At 42.7% G+C, this 20949-nt stretch carries 18 protein-coding genes; 10 read left to right on the top strand and 8 right to left on the bottom strand.

Annotated elements, in window-relative coordinates; all coding sequences use genetic code 11:
• The first annotated feature begins 10 nt into the window (after nt 1-10).
• Nucleotides 11-805 (top strand): AraC family transcriptional regulator, encoded by a 795-nt coding sequence (locus tag BW928_RS06095; RefSeq protein WP_078310442.1) that lies wholly within the window; start codon nt 11-13, stop codon nt 803-805.
• 209 nt (nt 806-1014) lie between these two features.
• Here BW928_RS06095 and radA read toward each other — a convergent pair whose 3' ends face one another.
• A complete protein-coding gene (gene radA / locus BW928_RS06090; RefSeq protein WP_076555349.1) occupies nt 1015-2430 on the bottom strand; it encodes a DNA repair protein RadA in 1416 nt (471 codons plus the stop codon).
• A gap of 471 nt (nt 2431-2901) precedes the next feature.
• Between radA and BW928_RS06085 the strand changes: the two genes are divergently transcribed.
• Nucleotides 2902-4734 (top strand): phosphoenolpyruvate carboxykinase (GTP), encoded by a 1833-nt coding sequence (locus BW928_RS06085; RefSeq protein ID WP_076555348.1) that lies wholly within the window; start codon nt 2902-2904, stop codon nt 4732-4734.
• Nucleotides 4735-4946: 212 nt separating this feature from the next.
• Here the strand turns inward: BW928_RS06085 and BW928_RS06080 are convergent, their stop codons facing one another.
• Nucleotides 4947-5921 (bottom strand): NAD(P)H-dependent flavin oxidoreductase, encoded by a 975-nt coding sequence (locus BW928_RS06080; protein WP_076555347.1) that lies wholly within the window; start codon nt 5919-5921, stop codon nt 4947-4949.
• Between the two features lie 247 nt (nt 5922-6168).
• Here BW928_RS06080 and BW928_RS06075 point away from each other — a divergent pair, with 247 nt between their 5' ends.
• Complete coding sequence (locus BW928_RS06075) at nt 6169-7752, top strand: VPA1262 family N-terminal domain-containing protein (protein WP_076555346.1); 1584 nt, start codon at nt 6169-6171, stop codon at nt 7750-7752.
• Nucleotides 7731-9113, top strand: coding sequence for a hypothetical protein (locus BW928_RS06070; protein WP_076555345.1), 1383 nt, complete (start codon nt 7731-7733; stop codon nt 9111-9113). The genes BW928_RS06075 and BW928_RS06070 overlap by 22 nt, the downstream gene beginning before the upstream one ends.
• Nucleotides 9114-9265: 152 nt before the next feature.
• Here BW928_RS06070 and BW928_RS06065 read toward each other — a convergent pair whose 3' ends face one another.
• Together BW928_RS06065 and BW928_RS06060 are read right to left on the bottom strand one after the other, a co-directional pair.
• Nucleotides 9266-10624 carry an NtaA/DmoA family FMN-dependent monooxygenase gene (locus BW928_RS06065; protein WP_076555344.1) on the bottom strand — a complete coding sequence of 453 codons (1359 nt, stop codon included), beginning with the start codon at nt 10622-10624 and terminating at the stop codon, nt 9266-9268.
• A 222-nt stretch (nt 10625-10846) separates the two neighbouring features.
• Complete coding sequence (locus BW928_RS06060) at nt 10847-11461, bottom strand: cation efflux transmembrane domain-containing protein (protein ID WP_076555343.1); 615 nt, start codon at nt 11459-11461, stop codon at nt 10847-10849.
• A 117-nt stretch (nt 11462-11578) separates the two neighbouring features.
• On the opposite strand from BW928_RS06060, the gene BW928_RS06055 reads away from it, so the two are divergent.
• The gene (locus tag BW928_RS06055) at nt 11579-11968 is read left to right on the top strand and encodes a MerR family transcriptional regulator (RefSeq protein WP_076555342.1); all 390 of its coding nucleotides are present in this window, start codon (nt 11579-11581) and stop codon (nt 11966-11968) included.
• 231 nt (nt 11969-12199) lie between these two features.
• On the opposite strand, the gene BW928_RS06050 is transcribed toward BW928_RS06055, so the two are convergent.
• Complete coding sequence (locus tag BW928_RS06050; protein ID WP_076555341.1) at nt 12200-13270, bottom strand: alpha/beta hydrolase; 1071 nt, start codon at nt 13268-13270, stop codon at nt 12200-12202.
• 96 nt (nt 13271-13366) lie between these two features.
• Here BW928_RS06050 and BW928_RS06045 point away from each other — a divergent pair, with 96 nt between their 5' ends.
• Nucleotides 13367-14263 carry a LysR family transcriptional regulator gene (locus BW928_RS06045; protein ID WP_076555340.1) on the top strand — a complete coding sequence of 299 codons (897 nt, stop codon included), beginning with the start codon at nt 13367-13369 and terminating at the stop codon, nt 14261-14263.
• Between the two features lie 138 nt (nt 14264-14401).
• On the opposite strand, the gene BW928_RS06040 is transcribed toward BW928_RS06045, so the two are convergent.
• Nucleotides 14402-15352 carry a GlxA family transcriptional regulator gene (locus BW928_RS06040; RefSeq protein ID WP_076555339.1) on the bottom strand — a complete coding sequence of 317 codons (951 nt, stop codon included), beginning with the start codon at nt 15350-15352 and terminating at the stop codon, nt 14402-14404.
• Between the two features lie 147 nt (nt 15353-15499).
• Between BW928_RS06040 and BW928_RS06035 the strand changes: the two genes are divergently transcribed.
• The 3 genes from BW928_RS06035 (at nt 15500) to BW928_RS06025 (ending at nt 17513) form a co-directional block, all read left to right on the top strand.
• Nucleotides 15500-16294, top strand: coding sequence for an MBL fold metallo-hydrolase (locus tag BW928_RS06035; RefSeq protein WP_078310445.1), 795 nt, complete (start codon nt 15500-15502; stop codon nt 16292-16294).
• 134 nt (nt 16295-16428) lie between these two features.
• Entirely contained in the window at nt 16429-16824 is a 396-nt protein-coding gene (locus tag BW928_RS06030; RefSeq protein ID WP_076555337.1) for a nuclear transport factor 2 family protein, read from the top strand.
• Between the two features lie 302 nt (nt 16825-17126).
• Entirely contained in the window at nt 17127-17513 is a 387-nt protein-coding gene (locus tag BW928_RS06025) for a MerR family transcriptional regulator (RefSeq protein ID WP_076555336.1), read from the top strand.
• A gap of 254 nt (nt 17514-17767) precedes the next feature.
• Here the strand turns inward: BW928_RS06025 and BW928_RS06020 are convergent, their stop codons facing one another.
• On the bottom strand, nt 17768-18874 hold the full coding sequence (locus tag BW928_RS06020) for a carotenoid 1,2-hydratase family protein (protein WP_076555361.1): 1107 nt from the start codon (nt 18872-18874) through the stop codon (nt 17768-17770).
• A 177-nt stretch (nt 18875-19051) separates the two neighbouring features.
• Between BW928_RS06020 and BW928_RS06015 the strand changes: the two genes are divergently transcribed.
• Complete coding sequence (locus BW928_RS06015; RefSeq protein ID WP_076555335.1) at nt 19052-19618, top strand: TetR/AcrR family transcriptional regulator; 567 nt, start codon at nt 19052-19054, stop codon at nt 19616-19618.
• Nucleotides 19619-19655: 37 nt separating this feature from the next.
• Here the strand turns inward: BW928_RS06015 and BW928_RS06010 are convergent, their stop codons facing one another.
• A complete protein-coding gene (locus tag BW928_RS06010) occupies nt 19656-20615 on the bottom strand; it encodes a TIGR03571 family LLM class oxidoreductase (RefSeq protein WP_076555334.1) in 960 nt (319 codons plus the stop codon).
• Between the last annotated feature and the right edge of the window lie 334 nt (nt 20616-20949).

Here is a 20949-nt window from a genome sequence, read left to right as displayed (position 1 = left end):
AGTGAAGAATATGCACAACGATACTTTGTCGCAATTGCACCTATTGCACCTTGATAAAAGCAAGGCAGATGGACGGTATGCGGTAGCCAACCTTGATGGTTTTATTGCCAGTATTTGGGCAATTATTCCTATTCTTGACCTATTAAGCTCAACGGTATTTTTTGTAAAAAATACCCAAGCTCAATATATGATTGTTAATAAAACCTTAAAAGCAAGACTTGATATAGAGCATGATTCGCAAATTATCGGCAAAACGCCTGCACAAATGTTTGGCGACAAACAAGGCGGTGAATATATGGCACAGGATTTAAAAGTTCTAGAAGGGGTATCTATTGTTGATAGGCTGGAGCTACATACTTATCCATCGGGCAAGTTAGGCTGGTGCATGACGCACAAATTTCCGATTTATAACCACAACAATCAAGTGGTGGCTATGGTTGGTGTTTCTATTGATATTGACAAGGACAATGGGCATCAATTAAAAAATCACGAAAAGCTGGCAATCGCCATCGATTATATGAAAGACCATGCCGAGCATAAACTCACCATCGGCGAGCTTGCCAAGCAAACAGGGCTGAGCATTTCAAGACTTGAACGGTTATTTCGTTCGGTTTTGCAATTATCACCACAGCAAATGTTGCAAAAAATCCGCCTAGAAAAAGCCATCGATTTATTAAAAAATACTAAACAATCTGTGGTTGAGATTGCCTTGCAGTGTGGTTATGCAGATCACAGTGCATTTAGCAGGCAATTTAAGCAGCTCACAGGTTTATCACCAAGTGATTTTCGCAAAAGGCTGACATGACTTTACCAAAGTCTTTAACGCTACTACATTACGCCATCGCACGAACTTTGGCAATTTGACCACCATACAAAGACGTGGCGACAACCGATTATCACGCCAGCAACAATGGCGAGGTAGCAATAGCAAGCATGATGGCGTTGATAATCACAACCACAATCTCAAACTTGCAGCCACCCACCCTGACGGCAGCAAGAAATCAATTAATCAGTCTAATAATCAACCGAAAATGCTTGGCTTAAGGCATCATCAAGCCTATCAACAGCAATAATCCGAATGCCTGCAAACTGCTCGCTGTTCTCTTTGGGGGCATTGGCTTTTGGGACAATGGCATGAGTAAAACCATGTTTCATCGCCTCACGCAATCGCTCTTGACCATTTGGCACGGGACGAATCTCTCCAGACAATCCCACTTCGCCAAATACCGCCAAGCGATTTGGCAATGGTTTTTCGCGAATGCTTGAGGCACAGGCCAAAAGCACCGCCAAGTCTGACCCAGTTTCCATAACCTTCACCCCACCAACCACATTGACATAAACATCCATGCCGCTGGTATGAATGCCTCCGTGTCGGTGCATGACCGCAAGTAGCATCGATAATCGCTGATAATCCAATCCCAATGCCATGCGTCTGGGTTGTCCTTGTGTACTATCCACCAAAGCCTGCACCTCAACCAATAGTGGCCTTGTCCCCTCTCGGCTCACCATCACCACAGAGCCTGCAATCGGTCTATCATAACGGCTCAAAAAAATCGCCGAAGGGTTGGCAACTTCTTTTAGCCCTGTATCAGTCATGCCAAAAATACCCAGCTCATTGACAGCACCAAAGCGATTTTTTACCGCCCGAATCATACGAAACCGACTGTCTGCCTCGCCTTCAAAATACAGCACAGTATCCACCATGTGTTCAAGCACACGCGGCCCTGCCAACGCCCCTTCTTTGGTAACATGACCCACCAAAAATAACGCCGTGCCTGTCTGCTTGGCAAAGCGTGTCAAAATCGCCGCCGATTCACGGATTTGTGCCACGCCACCAGGGGCAGATTGTATCATTTCGGTAAATAATGTCTGAATAGAATCAATGATGGCAATTGCAGGCTGTTCGCTACTTAATGCCATGCAAATAGCGTCCACATTGGTTTCGGCAAGTACGCGTAAGCGATCGGTTGGTAGACCCAGCCGCTTGGCACGCATGGCAACTTGGGATAAACTCTCCTCACCTGTAATATACAGTGCAGAACCTGCCAGCGAATCGCTAGATGCCATGTTGGCTGCCGTCTGAAGCAAAATGGTAGATTTGCCAATACCGGGGTCGCCACCAATCAGCACCACTGAACCTGCCACCAAGCCACCACCCAAGACACGATCAAACTCACCAATCCCTGTAGGCATACGAGTCTCAAGCGTCAGCCCTACATTGTCAAGCGTCATCACACCACTGACCGCACCAGCATAACTTGCCGTCTTGCTTGCAGGCGTGCTGGATTTGGCTTTTTGATGATGTGGCAAGGTCGTACTGACCGCCTCAACAAGCGTGTTCCACTCGCCACAATCGGTGCATTGCCCCGACCATTTGCCATAGATTGCACCACACTGCTGGCAGACATAGCTGCTTTTGGCTTTTGCCATAATGCCCCACTGTTTATTTGTCAAATACCAGCATTATTGTAGCATTTTTGGGCGACTTTGTGGCAAGATTACAATCTTGAACAGCCATAATATAGCTATCAAAATCCACAAATGCCAATCATAACCATGCTAACGCCTACACATAAAGCAAACTTCACACTTGTCATGTTGCCCAAAATATACATCAAGTTGTCAAAATTGTTTGCTTATTGGTTGTTTTTATTCAATATTTGCATTCTAATAATGAACAAAATTAATACTTTATTGCCATAAATATTATCAAATTAAAAAATATATTCATTTATTTTTTGAATAATGCTTATCATTTGCCAGCTTTTGTGGTTTAATACAGTTTTTTAGCATATTTTGCATTGTTTTGTTACATATCAAGTGCTAATTTAGCACGCACAAATGACAGTGATATGACAATTTTAGCAAATTTGCTCAATTTTTATCAAATGAGATTTCATCATGACCACAAAGATTACCGCTCCAGCATTTGTTCGTCATCAAGCCCTAATTGACTGGGTTGCCGATATTGCCGCTTTAACCAAGCCTGCCGACATTCAATGGTGCGATGGCTCTGAAGAAGAAAATCAACGCCTGCTTGAGTTGATGATTGCCAATGGCACCATGGTCAAACTTAATGAGCAAAAGCACCCAAATTCTTATTTGGCATTTTCTGACCCTTCAGATGTGGCTCGTGTTGAAGATCGCACCTTTATTTGTTCAGAGCATGAAATTGATGCAGGTGCCACCAATAATTGGGTTGAGCCAAAGCAAATGCGTGCCAAGTTAAATGAATTGTTTGATGGCTGTATGGCTGGTCGCACTATGTATGTTGTGCCATTTAGCATGGGTCCGCTGGGTAGCCACATTGCCCAAATTGGCATTGAGATTACTGACTCGCCTTATGTGGTGGTAAGTATGCGAAAAATGGCTCGCATGGGCAAGGCGGTCTATGATGTACTAGGCACAGATGGGGCGTTTGTGCCTTGTGTGCATTCGGTCGGTATGCCACTGTCAGCAGGACAACAAGATGTTGCTTGGCCGTGCAATGACGACAAATACATTGTGCATTTTCCAGAAACTCGTGAAATTTGGTCGTATGGCTCAGGTTATGGTGGCAATGCCCTGCTTGGCAAAAAATGCCTAGCGTTGCGTATTGCTTCTGCCATGGGTCGCGAGCAAGGCTGGCTGGCTGAGCATATGCTGATTTTGGGCGTAACCAATCCAGAAGGCAAAAAACACTATATCGCTGCCGCCTTCCCATCAGCCTGTGGCAAAACCAACTTTGCCATGCTAATCCCACCAGCTGGCTATGAAGGCTGGAAAGTCGAAACCGTTGGTGATGACATTGCTTGGATTAAGCCATCAGCTGACGGCAAACTATACGCCATCAACCCTGAAGCAGGATTCTTTGGCGTGGCTCCCGGCACCAACACCAAGACCAACTCAAACTGCATGAGCACCTTAGGCTCTGATGTTATCTACACCAATGTTGCCGTAACTGATGATGGCGAAGTATGGTGGGAAGGCAAAACCAAGGAAACACCAGCCAACCTTACCAACTGGAAACGCCAGCCACACACAGGCGAAGAACGAGCCGCTCATGCCAATGCTCGCTTTACCGTTTCGGCTGCACAATGCCCTTCTATTGATCCTGAATGGGAAAATCCTGAAGGCGTGCCAATCTCTGCCTTTATCTTTGGGGGTCGCCGTGCTGACACCGTGCCTTTGGTATCAGAGGCATTTGATTGGGTAGATGGCGTATATAAAGCTGCCACAATGGGTTCTGAAACCACCGCTGCTGCTGTCGGTCAGCAAGGTGTTGTGCGTCGCGATCCTTTTGCCATGCTGCCTTTTGCAGGTTATAACATGGCGGATTATTTCAACCATTGGCTACAAATGGGCGAACAAATCAATCAAAAAGCCGCCGCTTCTGGCAATCAACCACCAAAAATGTTTAAAGTAAACTGGTTCCGCCGTGATGAGAATGGTGATTTTGTTTGGCCGGGCTTTGGGCAAAATATGCGTGTATTGCAATGGATTATCGAACGCTGCGAAAACAAAGCCGACGCCGTACAAACACCGATTGGGCTGGTGCCAACCTACGAGGATATCAATTGGGATCAATCGGATTTTAGCAAGGCACAGTTTGATTTGGTAACCAACCAAGACAAACAGCAGTGGCTTGATGAGCTACAAAGTCATGCCGAGCTATTTGACAAACTTGGCGAGCGTATGCCAGAAGCCCTCAAGCAGCACAATCAAAAACTCATCAACGATGTTCAGGCATCATAAGAGCTTATGACATTTAAGGGTGGTTTTGCCACCCTTATTTTATTTTGGTGAATTTACATTTATAAAAAGCAGAATAAGTTGGCAATCTCCTGTAAGCATTAATCACTTTTAATCACTTGGTGTAAATCAGGGGTAAAAACAACAACCTTAACTGCATTATTACGCAAAACTGCTTGTATAAGCCCAATGCTACCAAAATAAAGACAGCCAGATTATCTAAAATCCTGCATTAAATCATCAATCAAGGCTTGTACACTACGGATTTCTTTGATAAGCGTCACGCCATTGCCCACCGAAATATAGCCCTCGTCCAAATTGCCTTCCAACATTCCCAGACGCATTCCTGTGCCGAATTTGCTTGCTTTTTCAATCTCATCACGGCTCGCACCTTGAGCGTCCATCGCCACTAATTGCGTGCTGAGTGCGGTTGGGATTGAGCGGTAATAGGCTGGGTTGGTGCGATAAATGTGTAAATCGTTGGCGGTGGTGCTGACAAGCAACTGCTTGACATTGTCCGCCATACGGTTCTCAACGGTCGCCAAAAATGCCGTGCCGACATAAACGCCCTCTGCCCCCAACGCCAACGCCGCCCGTACGCCCCGCACATCGGCAATACCGCCCGCCAACATCACGGGAATGCTGATTTCATCAACAATATGCGACACCACCGAAAACGAACCGATTTGTTGGGTCGGCAGCGTACCGCCCTCGTCAAAGCCCGTACTGATGAAAATATCCGCCCCCACTTTCTCGGCAAAGCGTGCATTTTCAAGGGTTGGATTGAGCGGACGGAACAAAATTTTCAGCCCTGCATTTTTGAGTTTGGCGATAATCGGCTCAAAATCGTAGCCCTCAAAATAGTTAATCAACGCCACTGGCACTTGCTCGGCAATCAACAAATCGCTAATCGGCTCAATCATCGCCAAATCATAAGACAGCACCACTGGCACGCCAAACGGCTTGTCGGTCAAGGCTTTTACCTTACGGATTTGCTCCTGCAACCGTGCCAACACTTCTTCATTGGAACAGGGATTGGTTGTCTGCCCAGCGTGCGGTGCAAGAAATCCCAAGCCCCCAGCATTGCTCACCGCCGCCACAAAACGGGCGTCCGTCAGCCACGACATCGGTGCTTGAATAATCGGATAACGGGTCCCCAAAATTTCGCAAATACGGTTAGTTTGTTTCATAAAAAATTCCTTAATGGGTAAAAATTGGGGAAATTTTAACATCTTAAAATTTACGCTAGAATAGCGATTTATGGGAAGTTTGTTTTCATTTTTGGAAATAACAAGCGGTGAGATTGGCAGAAATTTCGTCAAATCTTACTGCTTGTACAGTTACGAATGTCAATTAAAAGCAACATTTATTAGAACTAGGTTAGTTATTATTTGGGAGTTGAAAAATGTGAAAATGTCCTTAAAATAACCAATAATAATGAAAGAAAAAGAGGGCAACACAATGAGTTTCAGGTATATGAAAGAAATATTAATCACACCATCTATAGGTTTATTTAAATGTGTTGAACTTTTTGAAATTATTGGTATAAAAAACAAACAGTTTCCATTTAACATTTTTACCTTAGCTATTGCTCAAGAATTAGAACTTGATTTAATCAATGAAGAAAAAGTTACCCCTCATCCCATTCAGTTGAAAAAAGATAAGTCTCTTAAATTTGGTATTTTTAGAAGTGTTCTTTCTATAGATGATTTTCTTGATAGAGCAAGTAATTTGGATAATGGCCAATGGAAAAATAATCAGAAAAAACAACTTTCTTGCGGAAAGTTAAGGAGCATTCCAAATGTTTATGTTCCAGCTTTAGAAAGAGGGAAAAATGAATTTTTAGGCTTGCTAAAGAATAATTTTTTTGGTGGTCCTCATCTATTTGAATGGTTTGATGAAAGCAAAGAATATGTTCAAGGGTTAATGGAAAACCATTTAGCGCTAATAGAGCTTTCTGAAGAATTACAAAAATATCTACCCATCAAAATAGGTAGTCATTCGGACAGGTTGGGAAATTTTATTGTTCAAATTCCTTGTTCATCAGTTGCTTTTCAAATCAAAAGAAGAGATAGGGAAAGCCATCAGTTAATTTCCAATTTATCTATCAATCCCACCATCATAAAACCTTTGAATTTAACAGGCATTTTTTGGAGAGAAATTAATGGGAGTATTATTGATTTTCAGAAATTACCTCTTACTTTAGGAGAAAATCCAATTCCTTTTAAGCAAATTAATGGAACTGGATATTACACAGTATGGGATGAAGACAAGCAAGTTATTTGTTCAGGTGGAATGATTCGCTCTGTTATGGAAAGTATGAATTTTTCTATTAGTATGCAGGAATCAAATCAAAGGATTTTTAAGCTACCTAATGGTCAAGAACAAAGAATTAGTATTTCTATTCAAGCTTCGCAAAGTCAGATAGGTAAATCATCTAAAGATTATCGTGATTGGGTGGCGAATAGATTAATTAAGTTTGAAAAACAAGAATTGCATGACTCCTTAAAACTCCGACAGTTCAAACAGAATATGCGTGAGGAAGCATTAGCATTTATTCGAAAGTTAATTAAACGATACGGTAAAAATGGGATTTATTTATGGGATCTATATTTGAATTCTAGAGATTTACTAGAGACCGTATTTTTTAATCCTTACGCAAATACTCCTATCAAAGCACTTACTGGACTAAAAACTTTAGGGGAGTCTAACGCTAAAACACTATACAAAAGTGAGCTTGAACAAGCGACCATTGAAAATGGTTGGTTAGACTTAATATTTCTTAATGCTGATAAATCTAAGGTTGGAGATTTTCATGATAGATTTATTATATTTCCAAAGAATCAAGATAGTTCTGCCAGAGCTTGGTCGTTAGGAACGTCAGTAAATAGTTTGGGGACAAGCCATCATATTATCCAAGAAGTAGAAGATGGGCAAATTGTCGCTGATGTTTTTGAAGAAATGTGGGAGCAGTCAATCGTTAATAAGGAAAATATTATATGGAAATCCGAGAGCAGCTAACCGTAAAAGAAATATTCAATTTGGCTAATATGCCCGATGTTATTCGGGCAATACCTGATAAAGTATATAAGTTCTTTGAGGTCAATTTTGATTTTGTACAATGGAAATGGAAAGAAAGGGAGATATTTTGGCAATTTCTTGATGAATATTATCCTCAATTTATAGATTATCAGAAAGATATTGTCTATGTAGATGAGTTATCTAAAAAAGAATGTCTTATTGGAAGTATTTCTTGGATTTTTGATATATTGCGAGATGAGCAAGCCACACTAGAAAATCAAAAAATTGCCTTTGAATTAACTTGTTGTGTACCTAATTTTTGGAAAATTAGTCATGAAGAAGGATATTTATTTTCCGACTCTAGTAAAAGACTAGCGTTATCCTATCTATCTACAATAGATACTAATTTACTAGTCAATCATAATGTCCATATTAATGAAAAAGAAACTATAGAAACTCTTCATATCTCCTTGAAAAATTGCCAATGGAAAGAGATTGGAGATAACCATCATCAAATATCTAATATATTTGGACAATTAGCTATAAACCATCACTGTACTTATTCATTTATCGTAGAGCATCATATTGATGAGATTTTAAATCTGATTAATAATGAAAAAAGAGTGTGGCAACTTCTTTACTGGTTGGCACTACTCCCAGAACAACATAAGCATAACATTGTATTGAAAACTAATAATCAACTTGCACAATTTCTATTGCTATTAAATTTAAGTCATCGCATTCGTAATGAATTTCAGCAAGAACAACTTCAATTATCGGAAATTTGGCATAAGTGTCCTGTAGAATGGTTTCAATTGTTCAATAAATATCCTTGGCTACAACTTGAGCTAGGAAAATTTATAACTTCTACAACACACAAACAAATTCAAATCTATATTGATAGTATAGAACTCTCTACCTATTCTGAGAATATTCAAGAATGTCTAACATATTTTCTTAAACATGCTGAGCAAGAAAAAATTCATTATTTTTGCAAATTAGCTTACCAAAAATGGAAAACATGGGATTTTGAATATTCATACTCAATAAAAAGAAGCAGCCTAGATAGAGCCATAGTCAAATATTTCCAAGATGTTGCAACAGTTCAAGAAAGAGCTGATTTCATTCACAATGAAATGACTTTTATTTTATCCTTTAATAAGTATTGGTTTACCAATATTGTAGAGTTACATAAATTTATTTATTTTCATTTATCTAGAATGCAGCCAGCCTATATAGCTGATAAGTTGCAACAAAATAATTCGCTATTATTTGACGATTTAAATAAAAATTTTTATTACCCAAACTTATTTCAAGAGGACAAAAGATGGCGAAATTGGGCTAATTTAGATAGATTGTAAAATCTAAACTAGATTTATACAATATATATTAATCTATTTATTAAGGCATTTTCTGTTTGCCCCATAAGCAATTTCCAAGGTAAAACCAGAAAAGCTAATTTCTCTGAATGATAAAATAAAAACATTACTCCAAACGGTGTTTGATTCCCCTTTTATTTTCTCACCCCATACTGATACGGTACACCCAAATGCTCACGCAAGGTATCGCCCTCGTAATCGGTATGGAAAATGCCTCGCTGTTGCAAAATCGGCACGACCTGTTCCACAAAATCACGCACTCCTTGCTGACTGTCTGGGGCGAGTGAAAAACCGTCTGTTGCTCCAGCCTTGAACCATTTTTCCATAAAATTCGCCACATCTTCTGCCGTACCGACCACCACAGGGTGATAGTTAATTACACCATTAGCCAGCACATCTTTGGGGCTAAGCCCCTGCTTAATCAGCTCCACTGCACGAGGCGAACGCGGATCGTGTGGGTGCGGCATGGCCTGTGCCTGCAAATGTTTCGGCAAGGGTGCATTGATATCTAAATTCATCAAATTAACCCCGATCATCGCCGATAAATAGCGGATTTGTCCGTAAAATTCATCATCACTCATAAAATCAAGCAGTTGATGACGGCGAGCCAAAGCCTCTTCATAAGTTTTGCCAATGGTGAACATAAATCCGCTAAACATGTTGATTTCATTAGGATTTCTGCCATATTTCATCGCACTTTGTTTTAAGCGATTGCGGTAGGCTCTCGCCTCCTCAATGCTAAACGGATTGGCATAAACGCCACTGGCAAACTTGCCTGCAAGCTCCACCCCTTCTGGGCTTGGGTCTGCCTGAAAAATCGGTGGCTGACCTTGCGGTGTGGCTGGAATTGGCAACGCCCCTTTGACTTGATAATGCTTGCCGACAAAATTGGCTGGCTGAATTTGACTCATCTCCGCAAACACGCCTGTCGCTTTGTCGGTGATGTAGGCATGTTCGCCAAAAGTTCCCCACAGCGTTTGCACCGCCTCCACCATCTCGTGTGCCATTTCATAGCGAGTGGTGGTATCGGGCAACGGCTTGTTGCCAAAATTATAGGCGGTTTGTGGCGAGCTGGTGGTAACCGCATTCCAACCGACACGCCCACCGCTTAGAGTGTCCAATGTTTTTAACTGACGAGCTAAGTTATACGGTAGATTGTATGTGGTGGAGAAAGTTGCCACCAAACCGATTTTTTGCGTGGCATAAGCGACCGCCGAGAGCATTACCATCGGTTCAAGCGGAAAGGCAGGCGTGCGTGTGCTGATATCCGTTCCGCCTCCCGCCCCACCAAACGAGGGCGTATCGGCGATAAACAGCGTGTGGATTTTGCCTTGCTCGGCAATTTTCGCCAGCTCTACATAATAGCGGACATCGGTATAGGCTCGCTCATTGCTATCGGAAAGTCGCCAAGACTGAAATTCACCGCCGTAGCCTGACACCAGTTGCAGAGCCAGTTTCATTTGTTTATTTGAATTGTCTAAATAATCATTCATTTGCGTTATCCTCATTTGGAAAGTTGGCGATAATATAGCAACGCAAGAATGAAATTGGAATGGCGATTTATGGGAAGTTGGTTTTCATTTTTGGAAATGTAAGCGGTGGGATTTTTTAAATTTTGCCAATCGCACCAATTTTTATTTTCAGGCAGCCTGAAAATAATTTTACTAAATTTTTAAATAAAAACACCGCCTGTATTGTTACAGGCGGTGTCAAAACTACCCTTGTTTCAATTCGCTCCAAGCTCTTAAAATAATTTCTTTACCAGCCTGTAAAGCCAAAAATGCCAAAATAAATGCCACAATCAAATCGGGGTATCTGGACTGAAAAAAATAAACAGCCACCCCTGCTAAAATTACCGCCATATTACCAATCGCATCATTACGAGAACATAGCCAAACACTACGCATATTGCTATCACCATCACGAAAATTTAATAAAATTATCAATGCAGTTAAATTGACAAATAATGCCAATACCCCAACAATACTCATCTCAGCATAGCTAGGAATTTCACCATAAAATATGCGGTAAATAGTTGTTATTAAAATAAATAAACCAAACCCACTCATAGTTAAGCCTTTAATTAAAGACGCTTTGGCACGATAGCTTAATGCCATTGGCAATACAATGAGGCTAATCATATAGTTAGCACTATCGCCCAAAAAATCCAAACTGTCTGACAACAACGAAGTTGAACCAGATTTAATCCCCATTACAATTTCTACAAAAAACATTGATAAATTTAATATCAACACAATCCACAAGGCTTTTTTATATTTTGGCGACTGATGATTAGAGGGATTTGCACTACAACAATTTTTACATGCCATAAAGAACTCCGATGAATAACTACAAATTGCACAATGATTGATGGGCTTGATTTTCCCATTACGGATAGCATAATAATCCTTAACCTTTGGTTAAGGTCAAGCAAGGAACTCAAAAAAATGCACATTAAACAAGTTGCCGATTTGACAGGATTATCTGCCAAACAAATTCGCGATTATGAAAAACATCAATTATTGCCGAACGTCCACCGCACCCTGTCGGGCTACCGCACCTACAACGAGCAAGATATTGAGCGGTTGAAATTCATTCATCATTCAAGAGAAGTGGGCTTTTCCATCGCTCAAATCAAAGAGTTGGTACATCTTTTAGATACCCCTTCCCCACATCAATGCAAAGATGTGAAACAATTTACCCGCTTGCATTTGCAATTTCTCACGCAAGAAATTGACCGCCTAGAAAAAATGCGACAAACCTTACAGCAATGCTACGATGCGTGTGCTGGCGATGAAAACGCTTATTGTGTAATCCTAGAACATTTGAAAAATTAACATGTAAGCGGTAGGATTTTTTAAAATTTCGCCCTGCCGATGGTTTCCCCCCCCTACCCCTTGCTATGCAAGGTACTTCCTCCGTAAACGAGGGAAGATCGTCTCACTTTCGGGCAGTGCTAACCAGCCCCTTTTTTGCAAGGGAGGCGGTTGAGTGAAACGAAACCTAGCGAAAAATAAAAAACGGTGAGATTTTCAGAAATTTCCCAAAATCCCACCGCTTGTATCGCTTTATTTTAAATTTGCCTTAAAAAACGCCTCGAATTTGTCGTAAGGGATTTTATTGGCTTGGTTGTCGTAGAGATCAACGTGGCTGGCGTTTGGGATAATCATCAACTCTTTGTTATCGCCTTTGAGTTTTTTGAACGCATCTTCGGCAAAATAGCGAGAGTGGGCATTTTCGCCGTGTACCACCAACACAGGGGCTTGGATTTCGTCCGCGTAGCTTAGCTGTGGCATATTCATAAATGAAAGAGGGGTGGTTGCTGTCCAAGCTCCGTTGGAATTGACCGAGCGTGGGTGAAAGCCGCGTTCGGTTTTGTAGTAATCAAAATAATCTTTGACGAATTGCGGTTCATTGCCCGTCAATTTTTCAGGCAGGTTGTTAGTTGAGCGAGCCACTTCGCCTTTTTGGGCGTCTTGGGTACGGATTGCATTTAATGCTTGGCGGGCTTGGTAGCGTGCCGCGACATCAACGCTGTCGTTGTAGCCGTTCGCCATCACGCGGCTCATATCGTACATCGTGGAAACCGCCGTCGCTTTGATACGCGTGTCCATCGCCGCCGCATTCAACGCCATTCCGCCCCAACCGCAAATGCCCAAAATGCCAATTTTGTCCGCGTCCACATTGGGTAAAGTCGTTAAAAAATCGACCGCCGCACTGAAATCTTCGGTGTTGATGTCGGGCGATGCCACATTGCGAGGCTCGCCACCGCTTTCGCCCGTGTAAGAGGCGTCAAACGCCAAGGTAACGAAACCACGCTCCGCCAGCGTTTGGGCATAAAGCCCCGAACTTTGCTCTTTCACCGCACCGAATGGGCCGCTCACCGCAATCGCTGGCAATTTTCCGCTCACGCCTTTGGGCGTATAAAGATCGGCTGCCAGCGTAATGCCATAGCGGTTTTTAAATAGCACTTTTTGGTGATTCACTTTGTCGCTTTTGGCGAATTTTTTGTCCCATTGTTGCACAAGGGTGTCCAAGGTTGGGGTGGTGTTAGCATAAGTCATTGAGGTTGCTCCTAATAATGATGAACCGATGAGTAAAGTTGAGACGAAGGTTTTAAGTGAAGTTTTTAATCGCATTTTTTACTCCATTTGTTTTGATATATGGATTATAGATGTGATATAGTTGCATAAAAATCAATAATTCAAGAATAAACTATTCTTAAAATACGAACAATGTTAAACAAATTTGATGCAATTAAATACTTCTGCTCAGCCGCAGAAACCTTGAATTTTCGGGAAACGGCGAACCGATTTGCGGTTTCTCCCTCCGTCATCACTAGAGTTATCAACGAGTTAGAAGAAACCTTGGGCGAACCCTTATTCAAACGCAGTACCCGCCATATCTCTCTTACCGATTTTGGCGAACAGTTTTTGCCGAATGCAAAGCAACTTTGGCAAGACAGCGAAAAACTGTTCCGACCCAAGCAAAAACGCAATGACATGGCAGGCATTGTGCGGATTACCGTGCCAAGTTTTCGGCATAATGATGAAGTGCTGACAGATTTGCTTACTGCCCTTGAACCCTATCCCGAGCTGCTCATCGATTGGCGTGAAGGAATGGAAAAAGCCGACCAAGTACGGGAAAAAATCGACATCGGCTTACGCATCGGGCTGGAACCCGACCCGAATTTCATCGTGCGGAAAATTGCCGAAGTGGGCGATTTGTTGGTAGCGAGCCGAACGCTGGTGGCACAACTGGGTGAGCCGACCGACCTTGCCGATTTTGAACAACGCTATCCATTTGCCGTCCCCATCAATGTGGCGACAGGGCGAGCGTGGGATTTGATTTTGAATGAAACCGACCGCTTGCAGCCGAGAAAAATGGCATTTATGGCAAGCGATCCCTACAGCCACCTGCAAGCGGTGCGATTGGGCAAAGCGGCAGGGCTTATCAGCGAATTTCTCGCCAAGCCCTACCTGCAATCGGGCGAATGGGTGCAACTGCTCCCACAAATCCCCATTGAAAAATGGCAACTCTACCTCTACCGCCCCTACCAACAAACCACCCCAGCACGGGTGCGACAAGTGTTTGAGTTGTTAGAAGAGATTTTGAAAAAGCATTGGACATAAGCAAGTGGTGGGATTTAGGAGATATTTTGACCGATGACGAAATAATCGCATAGGACACTAAGTGGCAATGGAAGACAATGCATTGCGTCTTACGGAATAGGATAAGCGATTTTTATGAAATCCCACCACTTGTTTTATTCACGCTCCGTTTCCCACAAACGCTCGCCGCCAGTCGTTTGGGGTGATTTGGTAGCGGGTTTTGAAATGTTGGCGGAAACTGACGGTATTTTGAAAACCTGCCCGTTCGCTGATTTGCTCAATGGATAATGAAGTATTTTCTAATAATGTAAGGCTGTTTTGTAGGCGAAGATGAATAATCCATTGGGTCAAACTCGTGCCAGTCGCCTTTTGGAAGTGGCGGGTAAAGGTGCGGCGGCTCATTGCCAGTTGTTCGGCAAGTTCGTCAATGCGGTAGCAAGCGGTCGGATTTTGCTGAATTTTGGCAAGTAGTTGGTTGATTTGCTGGTCTTTGCTCACAATCGGCAGAGGTTGGTCAATAAATTGTGCCTGTCCGCCCTCACGGTGGGGCGGAACGACCATCATTCGTGCGATTTTATTGGCGACACGGCTGCCGTGAAATTTCCGCACGATATAAAGACAACAATCCAAACTCGCCGCCGTGCCGGCCGAAGTAATCAGCCGATTTTCGTCCACATAAAGGGCGTTGGTATCTAGCTGAATGCTCGGAAAACGCAGACTGAAATCACTTTCGGCAAACCAATGTGTTGCCGCTTTTTTGCCGTCTAGTAAGCCTGAATATGCCAATGCATACGTGCCATAGCACAAGCCGACTACCATTGCCCCACGTGTATAGGCTTGACGTAGGGCATGCTGCACCTCGGGTGTAGGTGGTTCATTGATATCGTGCCAGCCTGCCACAATCAGCATATCCATTTGTTCGGCAAGGGATAAATCCCCATCGCAAGGTAGCGTGGACGATTGGTCGGATGAGGCGTTGAGAATGAAAAGCTCAAACCATTTTTCGGCGTAAAGGTCGCCAAACACCATCTGTGGCACGGCAAATTGAAACAGATTGACTTTGGACAACCCTCCAAAATCAAACAGACCGATTTTTGGGCAATTGGGCATAAAATTTTTTCCTGTTTATGAAAATTGACCCAATTCTTTCGTAAAATGACTTAAATGTCAATTTTCTCTCGGTATGATTCTTGTGATAATATGTGTCTATTCCGCTACAAGCGGTTAGTTTTTCAAAAAAATTTACTAGAGGCAAAAATGACCACACAAATTCACTACCAACATATTCGCAACGCCACCGCTCGTTTGACTTATGCAGGGGTAACTTTCTTGATTGACCCGTATTTGGGCGAAAAAGGGGCGTATGCGGGCTTTGAAGGCACAGTCAATAGCGAATTACGCAATCCGTTGATTGACTTGCCTTTTTCCATTGCAGAAACCTTAAAAGGCGTGGACGCAATTATCATTACCCATACCCACGATGACCACTGGGACGAGGCGGCTCAAAAGCACTTGCCCAAAGATTTACCGATGTTTGTGCAAAATGCTGGCGATGCGCGTTTAATCCGTTCGCAAGGTTTCCAAAATGTGCAGGTGATGGGGCAAGGCACGGCATTTCAAGGGGTAACGATGTTTAAGACAGGCGGTCAGCACGGCACAGACCAGATGTATTCAATCCCAATGCTTGCCGAAATCGCAGGCGATGCGATGGGCGTGGTGTTTACCGCACCCAACCAAAAAACGCTCTATTTGGTGGGCGACACGCTTTGGAATCATCACGTTGAACACGCCTTGCAAACGCACCGCCCTGATGTGTTGGTGCTCAACGCAGGACAGGCAAAATTACAAGGCTTTGACGGTAGCCTGATTATGGGACGCGAAGATGTGTTGCTCGCCAGCCAAAAAATGCCGAATGCCCAAATCATCACTGTGCATATGGACGCCGTGAACCACACCACCGTAACCAGCGAGCAAATGCGTCAATTTGTCAAAGAGAACGGCTTGGAAAAACAAGTTGCCGTGCCAAAAGAGGGCGAAACCGTAACCTGCTAATTTTGGCAAGCGGTGGGATTTTGGGGAAATTTTACCAATCCCACCGTATTTTGTTTTCAGGCAGCCTGAACGCAAAAACAATGGTAAAATCGCACCGTTTTTTTTCTAACATCTTATCAACATAAGGAATTTTTATGACTGCATTAACTACTGTCGTGAATTATTTAACCGCCCTTGATAAAGGCGACATGCCAACCGCTTTTTCCGCCTTTGCCGAAGACGTGAAATGGCACCAACCTGGTAACAACAAATTTTCAGGTTTGAAAATCGGTGCAGGGCAAATCGGCGAAATGATTGGGCAAATGATGGCAGACACCCAAGGCTCATTCACCCTTGCACCAAATGGCAATTTAATGGTCAATGGCAATTTGGTCGCCTGCCCCGTGCGTTTTTCGGGCAAAAAAGCGGACGGCTCGCAAATGGATATGACAGGCATTGATTTGTTTGAAGTGGTGGACGGCAAAATCCAAACCGTTTGGCTGTTTTCAGACGACCAAACCGCCGAAGATGCGTTTTGGGGCAAGGCGTAACGCAATACAAGCGGTGGGATTTCTCAAAAGTTTTGCAGAATCCCACCGCTTGTTTCATTTACTCGCTAGGCTGACAGCCACATTTTTGCGGCGTGCATTGACAATGCTCACAGCAAGGATTTTCCTGACAATAGCATTTTTCTGGGGTGCATTTGCAGTTTTCGCAGCACGGTGTGTGAGTGTTTTTCATTGTGTATTCCTCTTTAATCAAAAGTTGTAAAACGATTGATGGGCTTGATTTTCCCATCACGGGTAGTATAATCCCTAACCATAGGTTAAGGTCAAGTAAGGAGCTTAAAAAAATGCACATTAAACAAGTTGCCGATTTGACAGGATTATCTGCCAAACAAATTCGCGATTATGAAAAACATCAATTATTGCCGAACGTCCACCGCACCCTGTCGGGCTACCGCACCTACAACGAGCAAGATATTGAGCGGTTGAAATTCATTCATCATTCAAGAGAAGTGGGCTTTTCCATCGCTCAAATCAAAGAATTAGTGCGTTTTTTGGACGATACGCAACGTCAATGCAAAGATGTCAAACAATTCACCCACCTGCATTTGCAATTTCTCACGCAAGAAATTGGCCGCCTAGAAAAAATGCGACAAACCTTACAGCAATGCTACGATGCGTGTGCTGGCGATGAAAACGCTTATTGTGCAATCCTAGAACATTTGAAAAATTAACATGTAAGCGGTGGGATTTTTTAAAATTTCGCCCTGCCGATGGTTTGCCCCCTACCCCTTGCTATACAAGGTACTTCCTCCGTAAATGGGGAAGACTACACCAACTTTACAAAAATCTTAGCATCATTACAGACCAAATCTGCCCCCACCTGAAGGGAAGTGGCGTGCAGTGCCGTAGGGGGCAAAAAGCGGTGCAATCTTGCAAAACTTTTGCAAAATCCCACCGCTTGTTTTCTTACTTGCTCAAATGGGGTTTATGCTGGAAAAATAGCATGTCCAAAATACATCAATTCCCAAAGTGCCTCACCTTGTTCGCAAGCAACTCGGCCTTCATTAACAAAATGCTCCACCGTAACCAATCCTGTAAACCGTAAATAAGCACCATCTTCGCCCGACATTTCCAACTTCGCACGCTGGTCAGGCGGTGCTTGGTCAATAAATCGAGATGCCAAAATGGTTTTTGTTCGTTCAAAAGTAACAACATAGCGATTATTACCATTGATTGTTTCATATTTGACCAAATCGGCAACAGGCTTTCTGGTGGTTTCATCCACCTGTATTTGTTCGATTGAAAATTTAACGCAACGCTCATCGTCCGCTAAAATTTCGCCATTTTTTGCCAGCAAAAATACGGTTTGCGGAATATATTCAAATTGTTGTGCCGCTGTGATGTTTGAGGCGATGACGGTAAAATCTCCCACCTGTGCCCTGCCCCAATACCAATGGTGAATGAGCGATGCCATAGGTGCATTGCCCCAGTTGTGATCGTGGTAGCCAGTGCCTGTTGCACGAAATGTTTCATCGCCTACGCGAATCGTTGCCAAAACCGCCCCTTGCGGCACACTTGGCAACCAAGCGAATAACTTTTCATTGCCTTTTTGTCCGTAATACATATGCCCTGATTTTGGTCGCCAAGGTCTGATTTGCCCTTGCAATTGCACTTCAACGGCAACATCATCAATGCTTGCTTGAATTGTGTAACTGTTTAAGTCGCCATAAAAGTGGTTGTTTGCAATTTTAACATCACAACATTCAGTAGAACTGCTAAAAACTTCCGCAGGAAACATTTGGCTTTTTTGTAGCGAGCGACCATCTGGAAGCTCAAGACTAATACGGATAAACGGCGACAGCGGCAGATGAGGCATGGTATTTGGTTTTGTATAGAATACCACCACCATTTTTGCACCATTATTCAAATGAGCGTCAAAATACCACCACTCCCAAGTCCCTTCACTTGCACCTTCAATCCTCATACCGTCTTCAAACGGTTGCACGACCATCGGGTCAATGCCCAATCTCTGATAATCTTCCGAACGATCCGCCAGATACATTAAAGGGGAATTTGTTATAGGTTGCGACATTTTGGTTTCTCCGTATGGCAAATAACTGAAAAATACGCCATCTTGCAAAACAAGATGAGAGAATTTTAGCCAATTATCAGGATAAAAAACACCATCAAAATAGGCTTGATTTGCTATAATAACCATACAAATTTTAAAAACTGTATAGTTAAATCAGCAAAAATAGGGAAAATCGTTATGCCGTCTGAAAAACAAGATTTGCGGGTTATCCGCACGCACGCCTTAATCAAAAATGCCTTGATTGACTTATTAAAAAATCAGGAATTTGAAAAAATTTCGGTGCAAGATATTGTAGAAAAAGCGATGGTCAATCGGGCAACATTTTACAAATATTATTCAGGCAAAAGCGATTTGGCGGGCGTGATGATTGATGAGCTCAAAAAAGATTATGCTGAACTTTTGCTGCAAAAAGAACAAACTCGCAATATGAACGATTTTATTCAACATGTTTTGCCTGCATTCCATCAAAAACGGCAACTGATTTTGGCATTATGGAAAATCAAAACAAAACGCCATCATTTGTGGGACGATATGTTTTTGATGATAAAAAACAACTATATTCGCCAGCAACAAAGTCTGTTTGTGCATCAGGGTTTAGATTTTCAAGGTGAAATATTAGCCGCAATGCTGCTCAAAACCGCCCAATACTATTTTGAACAAGATTTACCCATTCCCATCAAGCAAGTATGGCAAGAGATTGCCATTGTGCTAAAAGTGGTGCAACAGGCTTCACCCGACAAATAAAGGTCGGATAAAAGTCCGACCCAAATTTGAGCTTTGGCTACATTTTCGCCAACACATTTTCTGCCAAATCTTGCAACACCTCGGCAGTTGGGCGATTGGTGGGTTTGAGATTTAGCGTAGTGTGTGCCAAGCCTTGTGTTTTCTGCTCTTGCCAAAATTCACGCAACGCATTTGAGCCACCTCGCAAATAAATGTTGTTAAACAGTTGGGCAGGGGCGTTCGGATTCTCCAATACTTCTACAAAATTAGCGTAACCAAACGGATGCCAAAAACCGTCTTGATTTAATTCAGCCAGCGTTTTTACAATATTTGCCGTCTGTTTTGGATCGACACCATGCCAAATCCACGCATCAGGCACATTGGCAAGCCACTGCATTTCCTGTCTTGCTCGCCCAATCGCGACCATCGGCAGAGGCTGGGTCGGTTTCGGCAACAAATCCAACTCGCCTGTCAGATTGCCGTAATGCTTGCCTTGATAATGTGGAAAAGTCTGCTCGGTCAAGGTTTTAATCATCTCAATGCTTTCACGAAAACGCTCGGCACGATTTTCAAAGGCAGCCTGAAAAGCAGGATATTCAATCGGACGGTCGCCACTAGACAGCCCCAGCACAAACCGATTGTCGCTGAGGGTTGCCAGACTGACCGCCGTTTTGGCGATATGAATTGGTGAGCGAAGCGGTGCAACTAGCCCTGCTGTGCCAAGAGCGATGTTATGTGTTTTGGCGGTCAAAAAGCCAAGCGTGACGATAGGGTCAAGCCCCTGCCCCACATCGCCAAAATTGGGGTCAAAAAACGGCACATCTCGCACCCAAAGCGCAGAAAACCCCAATTTCTCCGCCAAAACCGCCGTATCACCGATGTCGGTTAGATTATCAGGGATATGCTCGGCATAACCCTTGAAAGGGGCGATTAACCCAAATGTCAGCTTGTCTTTTTGAAAAATTTGCGAAAAACCTGCGTGATTGGCAAGTGTTGGGAGAAGGTTAAGATTTTGCATAGTGCATCGTTCAGCTTAAAAATAAACGCTATTCTAATTTGGCATGAGTGGAAATAGAATAGCGAAAAATGGAAAGATGATTTCTATTTATGAAAACAAAGAGTGCAATCCTGCAAAAGTTTTGTGAGATTTTACTGTTTGTTAGGGTGGAAGTTTCGGTTGAATGGATTTTGTATCATGAAATTTATTTAAAAATGTGATTTTTGAACTTTTTTTATTTGAAAAATATTTTCTGATTATAATTTTATTTTAGATGATAAAATAAACTGAAAAGTATATTATTGCATAGGATAGTTTATCCATGTAAAATATCAATGTTGTGGTTTTTAATTGA

The organism is Moraxella cuniculi DSM 21768 (assembly GCF_900156515.1).
Classification (GTDB): domain Bacteria; phylum Pseudomonadota; class Gammaproteobacteria; order Pseudomonadales; family Moraxellaceae; genus Moraxella; species Moraxella cuniculi.
Note: the sequence above shows the minus strand (reverse complement) of the source record. Positions and strands in the feature narration are given on the sequence as shown.

Coding starts and splice junctions, on each gene's coding strand:
- BW928_RS06095 (WP_078310442.1), top strand. CDS start 11: ATGCACAACGATACTTTGTCGCAATTGCACCTATTGCACCTTGATAAA.
- radA (WP_076555349.1), bottom strand. CDS start 2,430: ATGGCAAAAGCCAAAAGCAGCTATGTCTGCCAGCAGTGTGGTGCAATC.
- BW928_RS06085 (WP_076555348.1), top strand. CDS start 2,902: ATGACCACAAAGATTACCGCTCCAGCATTTGTTCGTCATCAAGCCCTA.
- BW928_RS06080 (WP_076555347.1), bottom strand. CDS start 5,921: ATGAAACAAACTAACCGTATTTGCGAAATTTTGGGGACCCGTTATCCG.
- BW928_RS06075 (WP_076555346.1), top strand. CDS start 6,169: ATGAAAGAAAAAGAGGGCAACACAATGAGTTTCAGGTATATGAAAGAA.
- BW928_RS06070 (WP_076555345.1), top strand. CDS start 7,731: ATGGAAATCCGAGAGCAGCTAACCGTAAAAGAAATATTCAATTTGGCT.
- BW928_RS06065 (WP_076555344.1), bottom strand. CDS start 10,624: ATGAATGATTATTTAGACAATTCAAATAAACAAATGAAACTGGCTCTG.
- BW928_RS06060 (WP_076555343.1), bottom strand. CDS start 11,461: ATGGCATGTAAAAATTGTTGTAGTGCAAATCCCTCTAATCATCAGTCG.
- BW928_RS06055 (WP_076555342.1), top strand. CDS start 11,579: ATGCACATTAAACAAGTTGCCGATTTGACAGGATTATCTGCCAAACAA.
- BW928_RS06050 (WP_076555341.1), bottom strand. CDS start 13,270: ATGCGATTAAAAACTTCACTTAAAACCTTCGTCTCAACTTTACTCATC.
- BW928_RS06045 (WP_076555340.1), top strand. CDS start 13,367: ATGTTAAACAAATTTGATGCAATTAAATACTTCTGCTCAGCCGCAGAA.
- BW928_RS06040 (WP_076555339.1), bottom strand. CDS start 15,352: ATGCCCAATTGCCCAAAAATCGGTCTGTTTGATTTTGGAGGGTTGTCC.
- BW928_RS06035 (WP_078310445.1), top strand. CDS start 15,500: ATGACCACACAAATTCACTACCAACATATTCGCAACGCCACCGCTCGT.
- BW928_RS06030 (WP_076555337.1), top strand. CDS start 16,429: ATGACTGCATTAACTACTGTCGTGAATTATTTAACCGCCCTTGATAAA.
- BW928_RS06025 (WP_076555336.1), top strand. CDS start 17,127: ATGCACATTAAACAAGTTGCCGATTTGACAGGATTATCTGCCAAACAA.
- BW928_RS06020 (WP_076555361.1), bottom strand. CDS start 18,874: ATGTCGCAACCTATAACAAATTCCCCTTTAATGTATCTGGCGGATCGT.
- BW928_RS06015 (WP_076555335.1), top strand. CDS start 19,052: ATGCCGTCTGAAAAACAAGATTTGCGGGTTATCCGCACGCACGCCTTA.
- BW928_RS06010 (WP_076555334.1), bottom strand. CDS start 20,615: ATGCAAAATCTTAACCTTCTCCCAACACTTGCCAATCACGCAGGTTTT.